Below are 19,086 nucleotides of genomic sequence, written 5' to 3' on the forward strand. Positions count from 1 at the left end.
TCCCTTACAGCTCCTCATGCAGCGGGTCCCAGTCGACTTTCCCAGGTGTCCCGTCGAGGACCCTGAGCTTGTCTATCGCGCCCTGAAGATCGGGCAGCGCTCCGTTGCCCATTGATGCCTTCCTGTTGCGCATGGCGAGCCTGAAGTGCGCCAACCCCAGGAAGATCCCCGCAGGTTCCTGATCTCGCTGCTTTACGATGTGCTCTGCAAGACTGGGTTTAATCTTGAGCCACTTACTAATCGTCGTCGCGCCGTAGCTGTTGATGTACAGCTTCTTCCGCTCGTCATTCTGTGGTGGCTTGAGGTTCAACCCAACGGTTTTCTCGGCGCCCGTCCTCTGCCAGTCGCTCCGCTTCTTTCCCGTCCCCTCGATTTTCTTGTACTGGCCGAATGTCGATCGTATGTAGCTAGGAACATCCTTTATTGCGCCGCTGTTTCCAAACTTCACTCTAGATTCGTACCAGACAGGTTTCCAATTGAAGACCCGCCAGGCGGGCATCTCCACGCCAAGCTCTAGGTCCTTGTTGACGCCGCGCCGAGCCGGGACGAGGTTATTTCCTGTTGCCAGGCCGCCGAGTCTGGATGGGAGAAGGTGAGCCCTGACCCAGGCTCCATTCCTTTGGAGTCTCCGGCTGCTGTGCGTGATATAGGTCCACCCATCCGGCTTCCCCCGTGGTGCGGCGCCAGCCTCGGTGCCCCAGGGCACACGGGGCTCACTGAGGAATTCGGCACTGATAACGTCCGCCCTGCCGTTATGGAAGGCGGGGAGTTTCGGTTTCGGCAGGTCATCCTTCGGTGCCGGTGCTCCGGGCGGATTGGGGTAGGCCGACGGCTCGGACCGGGGCTCCGAATAGTCTCCACCCAGCACGGGACGCGATGGATTCAGGGATGCCACGACGGTGAATGGGTCTCCTCCGACAGGTGCGAGCCCCGTGAGCCGGTAGTGGAGCTTCATCGACTTCAGTACGCCGAGGAATGACGAGCGCGGAATTCCGTCGTGCATCGCCGCATACAGCTTGGGCCGGATGCGCGCCACGATCTTGCGCAGCCGATCGTCTTTGGAGTCCTTCGAGTTCTCGTCCTTCCTCGTTCTGTCCTTGTCCGGCTCGGACTTGGGCCTGCCAAGGCGCCGATTGTCGGGGCGGGGCTTGGGCTTGCCGGGGCCCTTCTTGTCCTCCTTGGGCCGGGGCCTGCGCGAGCCGTCCCGCTCCGGCTTTGGCCTGCGTCTGCCGTCGCCGTCCTTGTCCGTCGGCTTGGTAGGCGTTCCCTTGCCGTCGTCCTTCTGCTTATTCGGGTCCGTCGGCTTCGAGGGGTCCTGGTCCTTGGGATTGCCAGGAGTCTCCTTGTCCTCTTCCTTCGGTTTAGTGGGCTCCTTGTCGTCCTTGGGCTTGCCCGGAGTCTCGTCCTTCGGCTTGGGTTTCGTCTCCGGCTCGGACTTCGGCTTCGGTTGGGGTTCCGGCTTAGGCTTGGGCTTTGCTGTCGGCGTTGGGCGGGTGTCCGGCCTGTCCTCGTCCTTGTCGGACTTCGGCTTGCCGTTCTTGTCGTTGCCCGTGGGCTTCTTGTCGTCGCCCGGGGTCTTGGGCTTGCTCGGGTCGGTGTCCTTCGGCTTCCCGGGGCCCTGTGTCGTGGGCTTGGTCAGGTCCGGTTTCGTGCCCGGCTTGTTGAGGTCGGGCTTTGTGCCGGGGCGCGGCCTGGTGGTCGTCGGGCGGGTGCCGGGGAGGCCCGGGGACTTCGGGGTCTGTTCCTGGTCCTTCTTGTTGTCGCGCTTGCCGCCCCTGTCGTCAGAGCCCTCGCCCGCCGCGCCCCTGCCGCCGCCCGGCCTGTCTCCCTTGGGTTTGCCGAGCTTGGCGGCCACACCCTTGAGGCGGCGGCCCACCTTCGCCACGTACTTGCCGATGCCGCTCAGCAGCGCCTCGTAGGCCAGTTCCAGCAGCGCCACGATGCCCGCAGCCACCGCCTTCGCGAAGAGGATGCCCGCGCCGCCGCTGCGGACGGCCTTCAGCCAGTCGAGGACCGCGCCCATCGCCCGCAGGATCTCGCCGAGCGCGCCGATGGCCGTACGGATGGCGTCGATGACCGCCATCACCCAGCCGGCGCCCGGGATCAGCTTGGCGACGACCTTCGTGATGACGATCTCGCCGATGATGAAGGGGAGTTGGGGGACGACGGCATCCCATGTCTCCTTGACGATCTTCTCCATGGTCAAGCCGCCCTTGATCAGCTTGTCCAGGATGGCCTTCGGGACGCCGATGATCTCCTCGATCTTCGACTGGAACCATTCCTTGACCGCTGACTTGACCTCCCGGAACAGGTGGTTCTTCGACCCATCGACCGCAGAGTTCTTGGCGCCGCTCAGCCAGCCGCCCGGGTCGGAGAGGAAGTCGACCGCGATGAGCATGAACTCGCCGAGCCCGCTCAGCAGTTTGGAGGCGAAGTCCAGGACGGACTTGACCGCGTCCACGACGGCCTTGATCACGTCCTGGAGCATCTTCTTGAGCACGTCCAGGATGCTGCTGAGCAGCTTGCCGATGGCGTTCAGCAGATCGGTGATGATCTGCTTCAGCATGGTGGCGAGCTTGTTGACAAGCGCGATCGCGGCCGCGATCAGGGAAGTGATCAGCTTCCGGATGCGGTTGGCCAGTTCGATGACGGCCCGCACCATGGACTTGGCGAATTCGATCAGGTCCTTGATGAGGTTCTTGACGGTGTCGACGATGAACTTGCGAGCCGCGTTGATCCAGCGCTCGACCGTCTCCTTGAAATTCCTGATGAAACCGACGACCGCCTCGCGTGCCCTCTTGATGACACGGACGATCGCGTTCTTGATCTCAATGACTTTGTCTTTGATCCAGTTGAAGGCCTTGCTGACCCAGTTTCCGGATTCCTTGGCGCTGTCGTTCTTCTTCTTGTCGGCTTCTTCCTCGGCCTTGGTGTTCTCGTCCTTGATCTTCTTGTCGCCGTCCTCCTTCTCGGTCTTGACGTCGTCGTCGGTCTTCTCTTCCTTCTCCTTGACGTCCTTGCGGACTTTTTCGTGCTTCTCGGTCTTCTTCGTACCGAGTTTCTTCAGCTCCGCGTCCTGCTCCGTACGCCAGTCGGAACGCTGGGCGGTGACCTCGCTCAGAGCCTTCTCGCGCTCGCCCGCCTGGCTCTTGGTGTTGCCGGCGATCTCCGTGTCCACCTGCTGCTTGTGCTTCTGCTGAGAGACACGGAAGTCCTTGTCCTTGGTCTGCCGGCCCTCGGACATGCTCTTCTGGCCGTCACTGAACGCGGCCTGGAACTCCGGACCGCGCTCGTGTTCCGCCACTTCCGACGCGGCATCGGGAGGTACGGCTCCGGTCGCCGCGCCGCCTCCGGGTGCACCGCCCTTGCCGCCCTGCTGACCGGGTACCTTCGCCTTCATCTGCTCCTTGGGAGCATCGGGGTACACCTGGTCTTCGCCCATCGCGCGGCCGGCGTCGTCGCGCCCCGTCGAGATGGTCTCCTCGCCCTTGGCGTCGACACTGGAGCCCTGCTCGTCGGCCGTCTGATCCGCCGCGGCCTGCATCTCCACGTCCGGCGCGTTTCCCGCCTGGGCCTTCTTGAGCGCGTCGTCCTTGGTCGGCAGCCCGGCGAACTTCGCGGCCAGCTCCTGGGGGTCCACGACGGGTTTGTCGGCGCCGAAAACGCTCGCGACCCCGTTCACGATCTTGCCGCCGATGAAGCCCAGGGCCATCTTGAAGGTGTCCCAGCCGCCCGGCTCCTCCGCCTTCTCCGCCTCGATCTCGCCCTCGGGCTCCTTGGCGCCCTTGACCTCGGCTTTCTCATCCTTGGGAGCCTTGGACTCCTGCGCCGGATCCTGTGAGTACTGCGCCGGTGCGTCGGACGTCGGCTTGCCCTGGAGGGTCTGCGGCGCGCCCGCCGGGCGCTGCATCGAGGGCGGCGCGGAGGCGAGTGCCTTGTGCTCGTCGCCGACCGTACGATCCACCGAGCCACTCACGCCGCCCATGGCCGCGAGCGCCTTGTGGGGCTTGAGCTTCGAGGCCGTGGACAGACCGGCTTCCGGGGACACCTTCGAGAGGTTCGGGGCCGCTCCCGAGTCCTTCTTCCCCTTGCCCTTGGCCGGTGCGGCAGCCCTGCCGCCACCGCCGCCACCTCCACCGCCCCCACCGCGCGATCCCTTGGCGGAAGGCGCCGACTTGGCCGCCGCGGCCTTCGGTGCCGGGGCAGTCTCCGGAGCCGGCGCGGCGGCCGGAGCAGCGGGTGCCTTCGCGGCTTCCGGCGCGGCGGGCGCGGACTGCTTCGCCGCCGGCGCCTGCGGCGCACCGGAAGTCCGCTCGCTCGGCGCCGGAGGCCCGCTCGACGGTTCGCTCTGCGCTCCACTGGCTGCTTCGCTGCTCGCACCGCCGGGCGTGTCCGCGTTGGACCCGCCGGAGACATGGGTGTCCCGAGCGGGCGAGGGGGACCCCGAGTCCGCCGTCGCCTCGCTGGTGCCCGCCGGAGCCGAATCCGTCTTTTTCTGCTCCTCCTTGGCAGCGGGCTCCTGCGCCGCCGCCTTACCGCCTGCCTCCTGGGAGGCCTTCTCGGGCGCGACCTTCGACTTGTCGTCGCCGCCGGCGGGAGTGCCCTTCTCCTCCTTGGCGGCCTGCTCCTTGGCCTTCCCGCCGTCCTCGGCCGTGCTGCCGTCGGCCTTACCGCCCGGCGCCTGCTGCACCGTCACCTGTGCGTCGACCGGGCCGGCCTTCGGATCGGCGCCGCTCTTCGGGTCCTTGGACGCCACGCCCGGTCCCTGCCGTGCCTCGGCAGCCTGTTCCAGGGCGAGACTGTCGTCCCATGCCGATCCGGCTTCGTCCGCCTCGGCCGTCGGCTCCGTACCGGCGGGGGAGTCGGCGACGTCCTCCTCGGTCTCGTTCTCCGCCGCCGCGTCCTCGGCGTCCTCCGCGTCCCGCTCGGCCTGCACCTGGTCGGCCTTGGTCACCGGGGGAGCGGGGAACGACGGGACGGCGGGGCTGCCGGACGAGGCCGGGTCCAGCTTGTCCGCGGTCGGTACGGCCGACACATCGAGGTCCAGATGGGGAAGGAAGTCCTCCGGCTGGAGCTTGACGTCCCAGGCGCTCTTCTCTCCGCCCCCGACCTCGACCTCCGACTGGCTGCCGGAGCCGAACGGGTCCTCGTCGGCCCGCTCCTCCGGACCGTCGAGATCCTGGTTGCGTACGCCGTCGAGCCGACTGCGCGCGCCCGGTAGCTGGGGATCCTTGCCGGACGCCGTCGGGGGCCCCGTGGGCTTCTCCTGCCCGACCTTGTCCTCCTGCTTCGGCTGCTGACCGGCTATGAGCGGATCGACGGCGCCCGGACGGTTCTTGGCCGCGGACTCCTCCTTGCTCGCGGCCGGGGCGTCCTGCTGGTCCTCCGCTGCCTCCTCGGAGCCCGCGTTCTTCTTCTCGGCGTCCTGCTGCCCACCCGCGGACTTGTCGCCCGAGGACTCTCCCGGAGCCGAGGACGACTCCTGCTGAGGCGCCGTGGCGGGTGCGTCGGACTGCTGCTGCCCGGACTGTTGCCCCTCGGTCTGCTGCTCCCCGGAGGGCGAACTCCCGGTGCCGCTGCCCGCGTTGGATCCGGCCTCCTGCCCCTGTCCGCCGCCCGGCCGCGCGTTTGTGCCCTGCGGAGTGGTCCCGTTCTCCCGAGTGCCGCCGTTCTGCGGTGTACTGCCGACGGCACCGTCCGCGTCGCTCCGGTCCTTCTCCGGACCTGGTGCTGCCGCGGGCTTCTGCTCCTGTTCCCGTTGTTCTTCAGCCGTCCGCTGCTCGGCCTCGCGCTCGAACCGCAACTCCTCGACCGGATCCGTCTCGACGGCCGGGGCTTCGAGTGAGTTCTGCTCCAGATCGTCATTCAGCTCGATCTCGTCGACGAGATCGAGCACCAGCTCATGCTCCGAGCTGAGGAGCCTGGTCTCCAGACGTTCGAGGACATCGTTCTGCAACTCGTCCGGCAGGCGCGCCAGTTGCATGCGGGTGCGCTTCGACCGGTCCTCCGGATCACCGCGCAACGAGCGCACTACCCCGTTGGCCAGCCGGTCCACCAGCGTCGCCGGGTCCAGCTGCTCCAGACGGTTACGGTCCGCGTCCACCGTGGCGTACCGCAGCCACCCGGGGGTCGACTGGCCCGGCTCCACCTCGGGAGCCCGCTCCCCGTCCCGTACGGACTGCTGCGCCGCCGACTCCGCCTCGCGCTCCATCGCCTGCTGCGGCAGGCTCACCGCACCCAGGTCGCGGCCCGCGCGCAGCGCGCCCAGGCCGTCCGGGTTCTGCACCGTGTGCAGCAACTCGTGGGCGAGCAGCCGCTGTCCGTCCGTCGTGCCCGGACGGAAGGTGCCCTCGCGGAAGAAGATGTCCTGGCCGACCGCGACCGCGTCCGCGCCCAGCAGTTCCGTGAGTGTGCCCGCGTCGCGGTCGGTGTGCAGGCGTACGCGGCTGAAGTCGTGGCCGAGCTGCTCCTCCAACTCGCGCCGTACGCTCAGGTCCAGTGGCTGGCCGGCGCCGCTGACGATGTTCTTCGGCTCCGGTGTACGGGACGCGGCGCGCTCCTTGCGCTTGCGCCGCCGCTCGGCCTGGGCCGCCTGTGCATCCTGGGACGCGGCGTGGGACGTACTCATCGCGAACCCCCTATGGGCGTCCCGGACAAAGACGAAGGCGAGGTCGAGTCCGTGGCTTCGCCCCGCCCCGAGAGCCCCGCGTGCACCGCGCGCGCCAGCGCCTCGCCCAGCCGGCCCGGCGAGGTGGTGGCGGGCAGGGGCGGCAGTCCGGACAGGGCGTCCAGGGCCCGGCCGCCGTCCGCCGCCAGCGGTACGCCCCGTTCCCTTACGAGCCGGGCCAGTTCCGTCTGGAAAGCGGCCGACACCCGCTCGGGGTCGACACGGTCGAAGCCGTCCAGGACCAGCTCGCCGATGTCCACTCGTATGGTGCTCGGTGTCCCGTTCAGACCCATCCGTGGACCTCCGAAGGCGTCAAGGAGCGGTCCAGCTTGAGGTATTCGGTGCGCGCGGCCTCCAGCATGTGGCGCATCTGGAGGCGGTCGCCCTCCTCGGCGGCGAGGAAGGCACCCGACAGCGCGATATTGCGGATCGAGCCGCCCGCCACTGTCAGCCGGGCCAGTTGCGCGGGATCGATGCCCTTCATCGGCGCCTTCGCGGGCAGCACCCGTCGCCAGATCTCGGCGCGTTCGCTCTCGCCGGGGAAGGGGAAGTCGACGACGAAGCGGATCCGGCGCATGAACGCCGTGTCCAGGGCCTGCTTCATATTGGTGGTGAGGATCGCCAGACCCCGGTACGCCTCCATCCGCATCAGCAGATAGCTGACCTCCAGGTTGGCGTACCGGTCATGACTGTCCTTCACCTCACTGCGCTTGCCGAAGAGAGCGTCGGCCTCGTCGAACAGCAGTAGCGCGCCGCCGCGTTCGGCCGCGTCGAAGACCTTGCGCAGGTTCTTCTCGGTCTCGCCGATGTACTTGCTGACCACCTGGGACAGGTCGATGATGAACAGATCCAGACCCAGTTCCTTCGCCATCACCTCGGCGGCCAGGGTCTTTCCGGTGCCGGAGCCGCCCGCGAAGAGCGCGGTGACGCCCAGACCCCGGCGCAGCGTCGCCGCGAACCCCCACTCCTGGTAGACAGTGGCCCGCTGCCGTACGTGCGCGACCGCCTCGCGCAGAATCCTCAACTGCCGCTCCGCCAGCACCAGATCACCCCAGCCCGCCTGGGGTTCGATACGCCGGCCCAGCCCGTCCATGCCCATCCGGGCCTCCGTGAGCCCGGCCTGCCAGGCCAGTCCGGTGGCGTCGAGTTCGTCCTCGTCCGGCAGATCCCGTACGACGGCCGCTCCGGCGGAGCGGATCAGATGGGGCGGCAGCGAGAACTGCTCGACCAGATTCTTCAAGTCGTCCTCGGATACCTCCGGTACGTCCTCGAACGCGTCTGCCCACACGCCCAGTTGCTCCTCGGAGTCGAGTGCGGGCACACTGACCCGCTCCCCGCGCGGCCGGTCGGTCTGCCGTGGGTCGAGGCTGGAGACGACGAGCGGTACGGCCGCGCTCTCGATGAACGCCTCGGCCGCGGAGGTCTGTTCGCGGTCCAGCTCGCCGACCTCCACCAGCAGCGCGGCCGGCAGCAGGATCGCCTCGCGCTGCCAGAGCCGGGCCAGCAGGTCGCGCTCGGCGGGGGCGGTGGGCAGGTCGTCGGCGGCCATCGCGTACAGGCCGAGCCCCGAACGGCGCGCGGCGGCCGCCGCGATGTCGGCGCGCGAGCGCGTATCGCCGCCGACCAGCTCGACACGGAGCGGGGCGTACCGCCCGGTGCCCGCCCAACCCGCCGCGACGCGGCTCGCCGCCAGGTCGTACGAGGCCGGGAGCGTATCCGGCACGGATGTACGGCGAAGCATCCCGTGCAGCCGAGAGTCCAGATAGGGCGACCCGACCAGGTAATGCAGGATGCGTTCGTCGAGCCGGAGCCGGGAGGTGGTCAGCCGGGTCTCGTCGTCCAGCTCGATCAGCCGCCAGCGGCGCAGTGGTGCGACGGGCGTCAGCGCGCTCCAGTGCGGTTCCGTGAGGGCGGCCAGGGCGAGGGAGAACGTCGGGTGCGCGCGGTCCGGGTCGCCGCTCGCGGCGGCGCAGCGGGCGCCGGTCGTGGGATCCAGCTCGGCGGCGGCGGCGAGCAGGATCACCTCGCGTTCGAACGGACTCAGACCGAAACAGCTGACGAGCGTGTCCATGGTCGCGGGCCCGGTGGTGGGGCCGGTGGGACCGGCGAGACCGGCCGCCCCGGCGGGAGCGATTTCCGGGGCGAGTTCCGGTGCGCTTGCCGGGGGACGCGACGCACCCGAGTCGCTGCCGGTGCCTGTGCGGCTGTCGTCGGTGGTGGCAGGCGCGCTGCCCTCCGTCGCGCCTTCCGGCGGATCCGGCCGACCGGTGCCGGCGGGCGTGTCGCCCTCCGGGGGCCTGCCCCGGTCCCGGGCGCGTCGCGCATGGGCGTCGACGCGCGCGAGGACCGACCGTACGGCCGAGGCGAGCGCCCGGCCGTCCGCACCCGCACCCGCGTCCGCCGCGCCCCGCCCTGCCCGTTGGCCCTTGTCCGTGCCCACGCTCTCACCCGCCCCCGTGTCGCGCACCGTCCCTCAGCTCTCCTTGCCGTCTTCGCCCGCGCCCGATTCCTTACGGGTACGGGCCGGCGCACCGGTACGGGACGCGGGCGCCGCCCGCTTGGCGGCCGGCTTGGACCCGGTGGACTTGGACGCCACGGACTTGCTCGCGGTGCGCTTCTTCGCGGGTGCTCCGATCGGGGCCTGGGCCTGGGCCTGGGCTTCGTCCTCGTCCTCGGCAGAGGCCGGTTGCTCCGCTGATCCCTCCGCTGATCCCTCTGCCGGTCCCTCCGCCGAAGCCTCCGCCGGTGCGGACGGGCCCGGCGGAACCGGCGCCCCCGGCGCCCCGAACGGCAGAACCCGTACCGTCCGCTCCTCCACCGGTTTCGCCGGGACCGGCTTCTCGCGGCCCTCGATCAGGACCAGCGACGCCTGGTACGCCACCGACAGCGTGTACGGCGTCTGATGGAGCATCCCCCAGAGCTTGGACGTCTCGTCGATGTCCATCACCGTCGGTGTGAACCGCACCCGCTGCGGCGACTCGGCCAGATCGCTGCCCGCCAGATACGGACGTTCGGCCGCCAGCTCGATCAACTCCTTCGGCAGCACCGGGATTTCGTGCAGGGCCCGGATCACGCACCCGATCAGCCGCTGCCCGACCAGCTCGGTCTCGTCCCCGTACGCGCTGATCAGGTAGTGCAGATCCAGCGCGGCGGCGGGACGCTTGAGCAGTGTGCCGTCCGAGGCGCGCGTCGGCAGGTCGGTGTGGCGCATCGAGGGGTTCGGTGTGACCTGGTAGAGGAACACATTGACGGTCGGTTCCGTCGGCGGCTCGGCGTGGGGCTTACGGGCCTCCACCTTCACCGCGATATCCATCTCGGGACCCAGATTGTTCTCGATCAGCAGAGCCAGAGCCTGGGTGACCGTCGCGATGGCAAGTGCGTTGCTCATGGCTTCAGTTCCTCTTCTCGCCGCGCGCCAGATAGTCGTCCAGGGTCAGCGTGGGCGCACGGCGTCCGGTGCGATCGGGGCGGTCGGTGGCGCCGCGGTTCGCGCCGGGCGGCGGCGCGGCGCTCACCTCCAGCCGGCCGATCTGTACGTGTACGACGCGCTCCGCGGGCTTCGGCGCCCGCCGTCCCACCCCGCTCGGCGTGGCGCCACGGGCCGGGTTGAGGTCCGTGGAGCGCGGGCGGGCCGGTGCGGTGGCGGCCGGGGGAGCGGGGGCCGTCTCACGCCGGGAGCCGCCGGGTGCGTTCGTCGGCGCGTCGGACCGCGGGCGCGGCCCCGGGCGACGCGCCGGGCGCGCGCCGTCGCTGTCAGCCGGACGCGGCCCCGGAGCCGTGCGTGCCGCAGGAGGCCGCGGCGGCGAATCCGTACGTGTCGCGGTCGCGTCGGCCGGCCGTTCCCGCCCGCCCGGCCCTGCCGCCTCGGTCCGTACGACCGTGTGCCGGTCCGTCCGTACCTCGCGCTCGTGGCGAATCAACTCGGCCGGGCCGAAGGTGGGTTGGGGTGCGGACGGGATCAGTGCGGCCGGCTCGTCGGGCTCCGGCGGCGCCGACCGGAGTGCCTCGACCCGTTCGAACGGGCCGGGCAGCCGTGGCCGGACCCGGGCCGCGACACCGGCCGCGGGCACCGGCGTGTACCGGGCGAGCAGCCGGTCGAAGTAGTCAGGCATCCGCACACAGCTCCAGGTAGTAACGACGCCGCATCGGGCTGAGCGCCAGGATCTCCGGCTCGCTCCACCCGTAGGCGGTGGCGAGCAGGTGGACATCGAGCATCAAGTCCCTTGCCCAGGTGTCCAGTTCGGTCCAGAGGTAGGACGTGATGTCCAGCTCGGCCGGGGTGGCCTCACCGCACTCCGGACAGGCGACGTTCAGCGTCACGTCGGCCGCCGGGTCGGCGTCCGCTGCCGCCTCGGCGAGACGGCGCTGTACGGGGAGCGGCAGCTGCCCGGCCAACTGCTCCGGAGGAACGGGCTTCCCGTCCCGTACGGCCGACACCGTGCAGCGCGTCAGGAGCAGCCGACGGGCCTCCCGCGGATCCGGCAGGCCACCGGCCGCCGCGAGGTCGGCGACCGTCGGCAGCCGGAAATCGACCACCCACTCGCCCTCCTCCACCCGCAGCGGCCCGTCCGGACTCCGCCCCCGGGCGCCGAGCGGTGTCGCGTCGAGGTCGAACTCCATGGCCTCGCCGCACGACGCACACTCGATCCGTACCTGCATACGCTCGCCGAACAGCGCCCGGCGCAGCGCGAACAGGTCGGCCTCCCGCTCGCCGACCGGCATCGACAGCAACTCGTCGGTGCCGGCCCCCGGCCGGGCAGCCCGGTGCAGCAGCAGAGACCTTCCCGAGTCGTGCTGTGCCAGCCCGGCTTCCCAGGTGGCGAGCAGCTCGGTGGGTCCCGTAGGCGTCATCCCTCATTCCTCCGGTGCGTGCCTCCGAGCCTCAGGCCGGATGGGTGAATGAAGGCTCGACCGGCTCCACCACCTCGTAGTCCCGCTCCCAGCCCTCGCATTCGAGCTTGACGCTCTGGATGGCGACGGCGTTCGCGTTGGCGTCCAGCTCGCCGAGTACCTGGTACTCGCTCACCCAGGCCCGGTAGAGCTTGTGCGAAACGGCCACCTGCCCCGCCTCGTTGAGTACCTGGATGATGATGTCCTTGCGGAAGTCCCGCAGCGAGACCTCCGCTCCCAGCCCCGCACCGACCTGCCAGACCTTGTTGGCCCAGCGGTCGAATTCCGGGTCGTGTGTGACGCCGCGTTCGAGCGTGACACCCTCGAACTCCGAGCGGCCCGGCGATTTGCGCGGGGAGCTCGGGTCGCCGCCGTGCCGGTGCTTGACCACCTCGGTGGTGCGCTTCAGGGGACTGATCTTGCTGATGCCCGCGACCGTTCGACCGTCCCACAGGACCAGGAACTTGAAATTCTTGTAGGGGTCGAAGCGATGGGCGTTTACCTGGAACTCAGCCATCGGTTTCCTTCGTGTTCCTTTTCCTTGATTACGAGCTTGGCTCAGGGCTTGGCTTCGGTTCGGCCCTGGACTCCGTTACGGCTCCGGGGTTCGTTACGGATCCGGTTTCGCTAACGGCTCCGGACTCCGGTACGGCTCCGGACTTCGTCACGAGAGGGCGAACTCTCCGGCCACCTGCTGGATCTTCACGATCACGAACTCGGCGGGCTTGACCGGCGCGATACCGATCACCACGTTGACCACGCCACGCTCGATGTCGGCGTCGGTGGTGGTGTCCTTGTCGCATTTGACGAAGTACGCCTCGCGCGGTGTGCCGCCCTTGAAAGCGCCCTGCCGGAAAAGATCATTGAGATAGGCCGAGGCCTTCAGCCGGATCTGCTGCCACAACTGCTCGTTGTTGGGCTCGAAGACGACCCACTGCAAGCCGCGGTACAGGCTCTCCTCGACATGCAGCGCGAGCCGGCGCACCGGCACGTACTTCCACTCGCTGTCCAGCGCGTCGGCGCCCTCCAGCGTCCGGGCGCCCCACACCAGCGGGCCGACCACCGGGAAGGTGCGCAGGCAGTTCACGCCCAGCGGGTTGAGCAGCCCGTTCTCCCGGTCGGTCAGCTTGACCGTCAGCGACCGGACACCGGCCAGCCGCGCCTCGGTCCCGGCCGGTGCCTTCCATACGCCGCGCTCGCCGTCCGTACGGGCGATGACACCGGCGACGGCACCCGACGGCGGGAAGGAACGCAGCCGCCCGGTGAGCGGGTCCGTCAGTTGCAGATGCGGGAAGTACAGCGCCGCGTGATTGCCGCGTACGGGTGCGAACGCGCCGATGCCGGCCCGTGCGGCGTCCACACTGCCCCAGGTCGAGGGCGAGTCCACCAGCAGGAAGATCCGCCGCTCCTCGCAGAGTTGCTCGGCCGCCGACAGGACGGTGACCATGTCCTCGGTGGACTCGTACGACGAAAGCTCCGGCAGGGCCAGCAGGTTGACGTCGTCGACATCGCGGAGTGCCTGCACGCCCGTCTTGCTCACCTCACTGCCGATGAGGTCGCGCGGTCCGGGCGGGTCGCCGTCCTTGCCGCCCTTCAGCGGGAAGACGGGCGGGTTGACGGAGGCCTCGAGCCCCAGATCGTTGGCGCACTCGCCGATGAAGCGCACGACGTCGTCGGGGTCGACGGATCCGGCGACGACCTGGAGCCGTCGGCCGAAGGCGATGACCTCGGCGCCGGCGAAAGCGTGCTTGCCCGGTGCGTCGGGCAGCGCGCGCAGCTTGCGCTCCAGCAGGAGCGCCAACTCCGTCACGGTGCACGGGGCCTCGCCGTCATGGTCGGGATCGTAGAGCGTGAACTCGCGCTCCACATCGCCGATCTTGACCTTCAACTCGACGTTCAGGTCCGGCAGTTCGGCCGAGAAGGGCTTGGACGCGGTGCCGGACGGGTCGGGCCGGCCCTCGTCCACGGCCTTGACCCGTATGAGCGAGGATCCGGCGTTGACGACCGTTTCCACGAAGCGTCCGTGTCCGGCGTCCATCGACAGGCCGGTGAAGGACTCGCGGGCGCCGCCGCGCGCGTCGAGGATGTGGAGGTTGAACGTCTCGTCCGGGGTCGGTGTGTCGTGGTCGACGGCCACCCGCAGTCCCGAGCCCCAGACGCCGGGCTCCTTGGCGTGCACCTCCAGCACGGCGCATTCGCTGTGCCCCTCGGTGGAGTTGAGCGTGACGCAGGCCTCTTCACCGGTGCCGGCCTTGGCCACACGCACGATCACCGCGACCGTGCCGCCGTTGCCGAAGAACTGGTGCACGGCGTAGCCGACAGCGCTCTGAGAGGTGAGCCCGCCGAAGCGCCGCTCGAAGTCGGCGAAGCTGGTGATCCGCACCGGCTGATTGAGCGGGCCCCGGCGGGTGTGCCCGACGAACGCGGTCACCGAGGTGGTGACCGAGGCGATGGTACGGATGCTGCTGGGAAGTTCCTCGATGTAAACGCCGGGATAGCCCATGTGCGTCGGCATTCCCCCTCCATTCCCTTCGCGCATCAAGAGATGAGGAGGGGAGGTGAAAGGAATGTGCGGATGAGTCGAGTCCGCATCCGCCTGCTCCATTTTTTCCCCCGTCACACACCCCATGCGATATCGGTCTCGCAGGGCCATCCGCATGCGCATGCGCTTGTGGCTCCTGATGCATGAGTGCCGCTTGCGAGTCTGGTTCTCGCCTCAAGGAATGGTCAAGGGTGTGATTCGGTCATTGGGTGATCATTCTCTGAGGCGCTGATCGGAAGGGTATTTGGTGTGGTCAGAGGGGTGTTGTTCGGTGAGTATGAAGGTGAGTTCACCAGTACTTCACAGGAAACTTCCTTCAGGAGAGGGAAACAAGCCGAATTTACTTCTCCTCGGCGCGCCGCTTGGTGTCTTGTTGGTGTGGAATGTGGCCGGTTTGTTCAGGGAGGATTCCGATCAACGACACGGTGGGTGACCGAAATTGATGGCCGATCAGTTGAGCCGCCTGCGACGGTCAGCGGATCCGGCTTCTTGCCGGCCGACCGTCAGTCGGCCCGTCAGCCGACCCGTCAATTGGTCGCGTTGTGCGCGCTGCCGCCATTCCCCTGTGAGTCCAGGACGAGCACCGCGACATGCAGTCCGGTGAACTGGCAGCCCGATTCCAGATCGCAGCCCAGCAGCCGCTCGATGGTGTGCAGACGCTGGTAGAACGACTGCCGGGACAGCCCGGACCGCTTCGCCGCGACCGACTTGTTGCCGGCCGCCGTCAGATAGGCGCGCAGTGTGGCGAGCAGGTCACCCCCGTTGCGGTCGTCGTGCTCGATGAGACGCGCCAACTGCCGGTCCGCGTACCGCTGGAGACGTGTGTCGTCGCGCATGAGGCGGAGCAGCTCCGGCAGTCCGATGTCGGAGGGCACGTAGAACCAGCGGTCCGTCGCCCCGGGACCGATGGCTTCCGCGGTGTGCTCGGCCTCCCGGAAGGAGTGCGCGATCCCGGTGAGGTCGGCGACACCGGGCCCGACGGTGACGACCGAGTCCTGGCCGAGTTCCTCGCGGGCGAGCCGGCCGATGCGTTCGGCGACCGGCTGCCAGGCACTGGCTCGGGCCAGGGCGACGAGCACACCGATCCGGCCCGGGGCGGTCTCGCCGACCAGGGCCCGTACACCGGTCTGGGCCAGCTCCTTCGCGATCCGTTCGTCGAACTGCTCGCCGTCACCACCGGTGCGGGTGTGCTGGATCAGGACGGCGAAGAGCCGGTGCCCGACGGTCGGCAGGTCCAGCGCCTCGGCGCGGGCCCGGGCGTCCGCGGGGGAGCGGAAGCGCCGCTCCCGCAGATCCCGCAGTACGGAGCGGTGGGCCCGGCGCTCCCACCGGGTGGGGCCGGCCAGCCGGGCCATGGTGAGGGCGACGGCGGCCCGTTCCAGGACCAGGACCTGTTCCGCGTGGCCGTCCGGTCGCGACCGGACGCCCAGCATGATCAGCCGGCCCCACAGCCCGTTGTGGTCCTCCACGGGCGCCATCAGCCAGCCCTCCGGGCCGCTCGGCGCCACGTGCTCCGGGGTCGGCGCGGCCCGGGAGCGCCTGGACCAGGCCGAGATCACCGGTTCGTACGGGCGCCCGAGGAGTTCGCACATCATGACCCGGTGCGTCATGTCCTCCAGGACCACCGGCGCGCCGGCCAGCTCCGCGGCGGTGTGCACCAGCTCCTCCGGTGTCGCACGGCGCAGGGTGAGCGCGGTGAACACGTCCTGGATGTGCCGGCCGCGCCGCAGCAGCTCGCCCTGGGCGTCGAGGATGAGGGCGTGCACGGTCTGGGTGACATCGATGAACCGGACACCCCGGCCCAGTTCGATCAGGGGCAGTTCGCGGGCGCGGCAGGCCGCGACCAGCTCGTCGGGCACCTTCCGGTAGCGGTGGCCGAGTTCGACGACGAGACCCGCCGCACCTACGTCGGCCAGCTGGTCGACGTAGGTGCGCAGCCTCGACGGATCCTCCGGATACGGCATCCCGGTCGTCAGTACCAGCTCGCCGCCCTCCAGGAAGTCCGCCGGATTGAGCAGCTCGGTGACATGGACCCAGCGCACGGCGCGGTCGAGCCGGGACTCACCGGCCAGGACACGCGGCAACCCCTCGGCGAGCACGGGCAGTCGCAGGACGTCGCCGATGGTCAGGGTTCGGATGGCCGAGGGCTGTTCCAGAGGACGGGGCGGATCCTTCTTCCGGTGCACCATGTCGACCCTTGCAGCGGGGTGTCTCAGGGGCAAGAGCCGCGACGTTACGTTCAGGAGGCGCCCTGACCCGTACGAACACAACGTCAATACGAAGCGTCGCCGCGGAACACAGTGTGCGTTGACCTGCGGCGGCGGGCCCCGCCAGAGTGAAGGCCATCCCGGACGGCGCCGGTACGAGGCACTCGGACGCCTGATCACCCTGACGGAAGGAGCGCCATGAGCACCCCGAAACGCATCGCGGTGATCGGCGTCGGCAGCATGGGCAGCCAGGCCATGTGGCGGCTGGCCGCCCGGGGCGCCGAGGTCATCGGTTACGACCGGTACGCCCCTGGCCACGATCGTGGCGCGGCGGGCGGTGAGACCCGGATCTTCCGCGCCGCCCACCTCGGCGAACCCGGGTACATTCCACTGCTGCGCCTCGCCGACCAGCTGTGGGACCGGCTCCAGGAGGAGTCGGGCCGCGAACTGCGCCGCCGCACCGGCTGCCTGGTGATGGGCGCGACCGAATCACCGTCCATCCGGACCCTGCTCTCCTCCAGCGACGCTCACGGCCTTGACCACGAGGTGCTCGACCGGGCGGCCCTCGCCCGCCGCTACCCTCAGCACCGTCTCCCCGAAGGACACACCGCCGTGCTCGACCGGGAGGGCGGCATCATCAGGCCCGAGCTCTCGGTCCAGACGGCCGCCGGCCGGGCCGAACTGCTGGGCGCCCGGCTGCGCCGTTACACGCCCGTCCGTGAGATCGTCCCCGCTCCGAGGGGCGGGGTGGACATCGTCACCGACGAGGGCACCGACCATGTGGACACCGCGGTGGTGACCGCGGGCCCCTGGATCAACACACTGCTGCCGGACCTCCCGCGCGTGGTGGACATCCGCCGGCTGATCAGTTCCTGGCACGTTCCGACCACCCACGACTGGTTCGCGGGCGGTGCCCCCGCCTTCGTACGCAGCACACCCCACCACTGCTACGGGCTGCCCTCGCCCGACGGCCTGTCCGTCAAGATCGGGCTGTCCCGCGCTCGGCATCTGCCGGTCGCGGACCCACTACGGCTGGACCGTACGGTCGACCCGGCGGAGCTCGCCGTCTTCCGTGAGCTCATCGGCGAGCTCATGCCCGACCTGAACCCCGATCCCGTACGGCTCTCCGTATACATGGAGGGTTACACCGACTCCGAGCATCCGCTCGTCGGTCATCTGCCCGGCCAGGACGACATCGTCGTCCTGGCGGGATTCTCCGGCAGCGGCTTCAAGATGTCGCCCGCCATGGGGGAGATAGCCGCCGATCTGGCCCTCGAAGGCACTACGGGGCAGCCCATCGGTTTTCTCGCGCCGGCCGCACTCGGCACTCCCTGAAACGTACGTCCGTACCCCCCGGACTCGTCCCCGCCTCCCTACCCCCGGGCCCGCACCCCCAGGCCTGCGCGCCCTCGGCGAACGGCTGGAGGACGCGGCGGCCGGCATGGACGCGAGCCGGCCGACGATCGCCCGGCGGATCGCCTTCCCGCCGGCCGCACCGGGGCTGATCGCCGCCGCCGTGGTCGCCTTCATCACCAGCTTCGACGAGTCTTCATCGCCCAGTTCCTGTCGACGGCCCAGACCCGCACACTGCCGGTCCAGGTCTTCAACGCCCTGCGGTTCGAGGTGGACCCGACGGTCACCGCGATCAGCGCGGTCCTGATCGCCCTCGCGGTCGTGGCACTGGCCCTGGTCGCGGCCGTACGACGGCTCGGTGGCAGCCGGGAGCGGGGCGTGCTCCCGGTCGACCCCACCACTTCCTGACCCCACCGCTCCCCGCCCTCCAACACACCACCGCTCCCCGCCCCCCAACACACCACCGCTCCTCACTCATCCACCGCTCCAACACACCACCTTCCGGACGGAGATCCCCTTGCGAGAGATCGTCACCTTCGACGCCTACGGCACGCTTGTCGACTTCCGCCTCAGCGGCCCCACCCAGGAACTGCTTCAGGACCGCATCGACGAAGTGGGCGTCGACGCCAAGGAGTTCCTCGACAACTTCCGTGTCATGCGCTTCCAGGCCGTACTGGAGGACTACCGGCCCTACGACGTGGTGCTGCGCTCCAGCCTGGAGAAGGCCATGCGCCTGCACGGACTGCGGTACCGGGACTCCGACGGTGACGCCGTCGTCGCCCGGATACCCACCTTCGGCCCGTTCCCCGAAGTGCCGCACGTGCTGCGGCGGTTGAAGTCCCGCTACGAGATCGCGATCATCTCCAACACCCAGGACCACCTCATCAAGCAGAACATCGAGCTGATCGGCGTCGAGTTCGACCATGTCATCACCGCCGAGCAGGCCGGCGCGTACAAGCCGTCCCGGCAGACCTTCGACTACGCGTACAAGACGATGGATGTCGAGCCGGCGCAGGTCATCCATGTCGCGCAGGGCTGGGAGTACGACCTCGTCCCGGGCATGGACCTCGGGCTGAAACGCCGGGTGTGGATCAACCGGCAGAACAACCGCGGCTCCGCCGCCTACCAGCCCTACGACGAGCTGAGCGACATGACCACGCTTCCCGAACTGCTGGACTGCTGACCGCGCGATGGGCCGGGCATCACTCGATGCCCGGCCCGCCCCGGTTCCCCCACATCACACCTGGCAGGAGGCCGAGTTGAAGCAGATTCACGGGCCGGCTCGCGGGGGCGGCGCCGGACGTCTTCACCAAGGAGCCGCTGCCCGCCGCGTCGCCGCTGTGGGACATGCCGGGCGTGATCGTCTCCCCGCACACCGCGGGCGAGGCCACCGGCTGGAAGGAAGCACTCACCGACCTGTTCCTCGA

At 69.3% G+C, this 19,086-nt stretch carries 12 protein-coding genes; 3 read left to right on the top strand and 9 right to left on the bottom strand.

Annotated features, from left to right (window positions below):
- Positions 1-4: 4 nt before the first annotated feature.
- The 9 genes from ACIQD6_RS07705 to ACIQD6_RS07745 all read right to left on the bottom strand — a co-directional run bounded on the left by ACIQD6_RS07705 (position 5) and on the right by ACIQD6_RS07745 (position 16,288).
- A complete protein-coding gene (locus ACIQD6_RS07705) occupies positions 5-6,628 on the bottom strand; it encodes a DUF4157 domain-containing protein (RefSeq protein ID WP_401879330.1) in 6,624 nt (2,207 codons plus the stop codon).
- The gene (locus ACIQD6_RS07710) at positions 6,625-6,960 is read right to left on the bottom strand and encodes a hypothetical protein (RefSeq protein ID WP_401879333.1); all 336 of its coding nucleotides are present in this window, start codon (positions 6,958-6,960) and stop codon (positions 6,625-6,627) included. The genes ACIQD6_RS07705 and ACIQD6_RS07710 overlap by 4 nt, the downstream gene beginning before the upstream one ends.
- Positions 6,951-9,134: an ATP-binding protein gene (locus tag ACIQD6_RS07715; RefSeq protein ID WP_401879336.1), complete on the bottom strand. Its 2,184-nt coding sequence runs from the start codon at positions 9,132-9,134 to the stop codon at positions 6,951-6,953. The genes ACIQD6_RS07710 and ACIQD6_RS07715 overlap by 10 nt, the downstream gene beginning before the upstream one ends.
- Positions 9,135-9,140: 6 nt before the next feature.
- On the bottom strand, positions 9,141-10,055 hold the full coding sequence (locus tag ACIQD6_RS07720) for a DUF4255 domain-containing protein (RefSeq protein WP_401879338.1): 915 nt from the start codon (positions 10,053-10,055) through the stop codon (positions 9,141-9,143).
- A 4-nt stretch (positions 10,056-10,059) separates the two neighbouring features.
- Positions 10,060-10,779, bottom strand: coding sequence for a hypothetical protein (locus ACIQD6_RS07725; RefSeq protein ID WP_401879341.1), 720 nt, complete (start codon positions 10,777-10,779; stop codon positions 10,060-10,062).
- A complete protein-coding gene (locus ACIQD6_RS07730) occupies positions 10,772-11,518 on the bottom strand; it encodes a hypothetical protein (protein ID WP_401879343.1) in 747 nt (248 codons plus the stop codon). The genes ACIQD6_RS07725 and ACIQD6_RS07730 overlap by 8 nt, the downstream gene beginning before the upstream one ends.
- 31 nt (positions 11,519-11,549) lie before the next feature.
- On the bottom strand, positions 11,550-12,074 hold the full coding sequence (locus tag ACIQD6_RS07735; protein WP_401879346.1) for a phage tail protein: 525 nt from the start codon (positions 12,072-12,074) through the stop codon (positions 11,550-11,552).
- Positions 12,075-12,221: 147 nt separating this feature from the next.
- Positions 12,222-14,072: a phage tail sheath family protein gene (locus ACIQD6_RS07740; protein WP_401879349.1), complete on the bottom strand. Its 1,851-nt coding sequence runs from the start codon at positions 14,070-14,072 to the stop codon at positions 12,222-12,224.
- A gap of 554 nt (positions 14,073-14,626) precedes the next feature.
- A complete protein-coding gene (locus ACIQD6_RS07745) occupies positions 14,627-16,288 on the bottom strand; it encodes a PucR family transcriptional regulator (RefSeq protein WP_401879352.1) in 1,662 nt (553 codons plus the stop codon).
- A 216-nt stretch (positions 16,289-16,504) separates the two neighbouring features.
- Here ACIQD6_RS07745 and solA point away from each other — a divergent pair, with 216 nt between their 5' ends.
- The 3 genes from solA (at position 16,505) to ACIQD6_RS07760 (ending at position 18,842) form a co-directional block, all read left to right on the top strand.
- Complete coding sequence (gene solA / locus ACIQD6_RS07750) at positions 16,505-17,641, top strand: N-methyl-L-tryptophan oxidase (RefSeq protein ID WP_401879354.1); 1,137 nt, start codon at positions 16,505-16,507, stop codon at positions 17,639-17,641.
- A 288-nt stretch (positions 17,642-17,929) separates the two neighbouring features.
- On the top strand, positions 17,930-18,067 hold the full coding sequence (locus tag ACIQD6_RS07755) for a hypothetical protein (RefSeq protein WP_401879357.1): 138 nt from the start codon (positions 17,930-17,932) through the stop codon (positions 18,065-18,067).
- Positions 18,068-18,176: 109 nt separating this feature from the next.
- On the top strand, positions 18,177-18,842 hold the full coding sequence (locus ACIQD6_RS07760; RefSeq protein WP_401879360.1) for a haloacid dehalogenase type II: 666 nt from the start codon (positions 18,177-18,179) through the stop codon (positions 18,840-18,842).
- Positions 18,843-19,086: the final 244 nt, after the last annotated feature.

Source organism: Streptomyces sp. NPDC088400 (assembly GCF_044753355.1).
Taxonomy (GTDB): Bacteria; Actinomycetota; Actinomycetes; order Streptomycetales; family Streptomycetaceae; genus Streptomyces.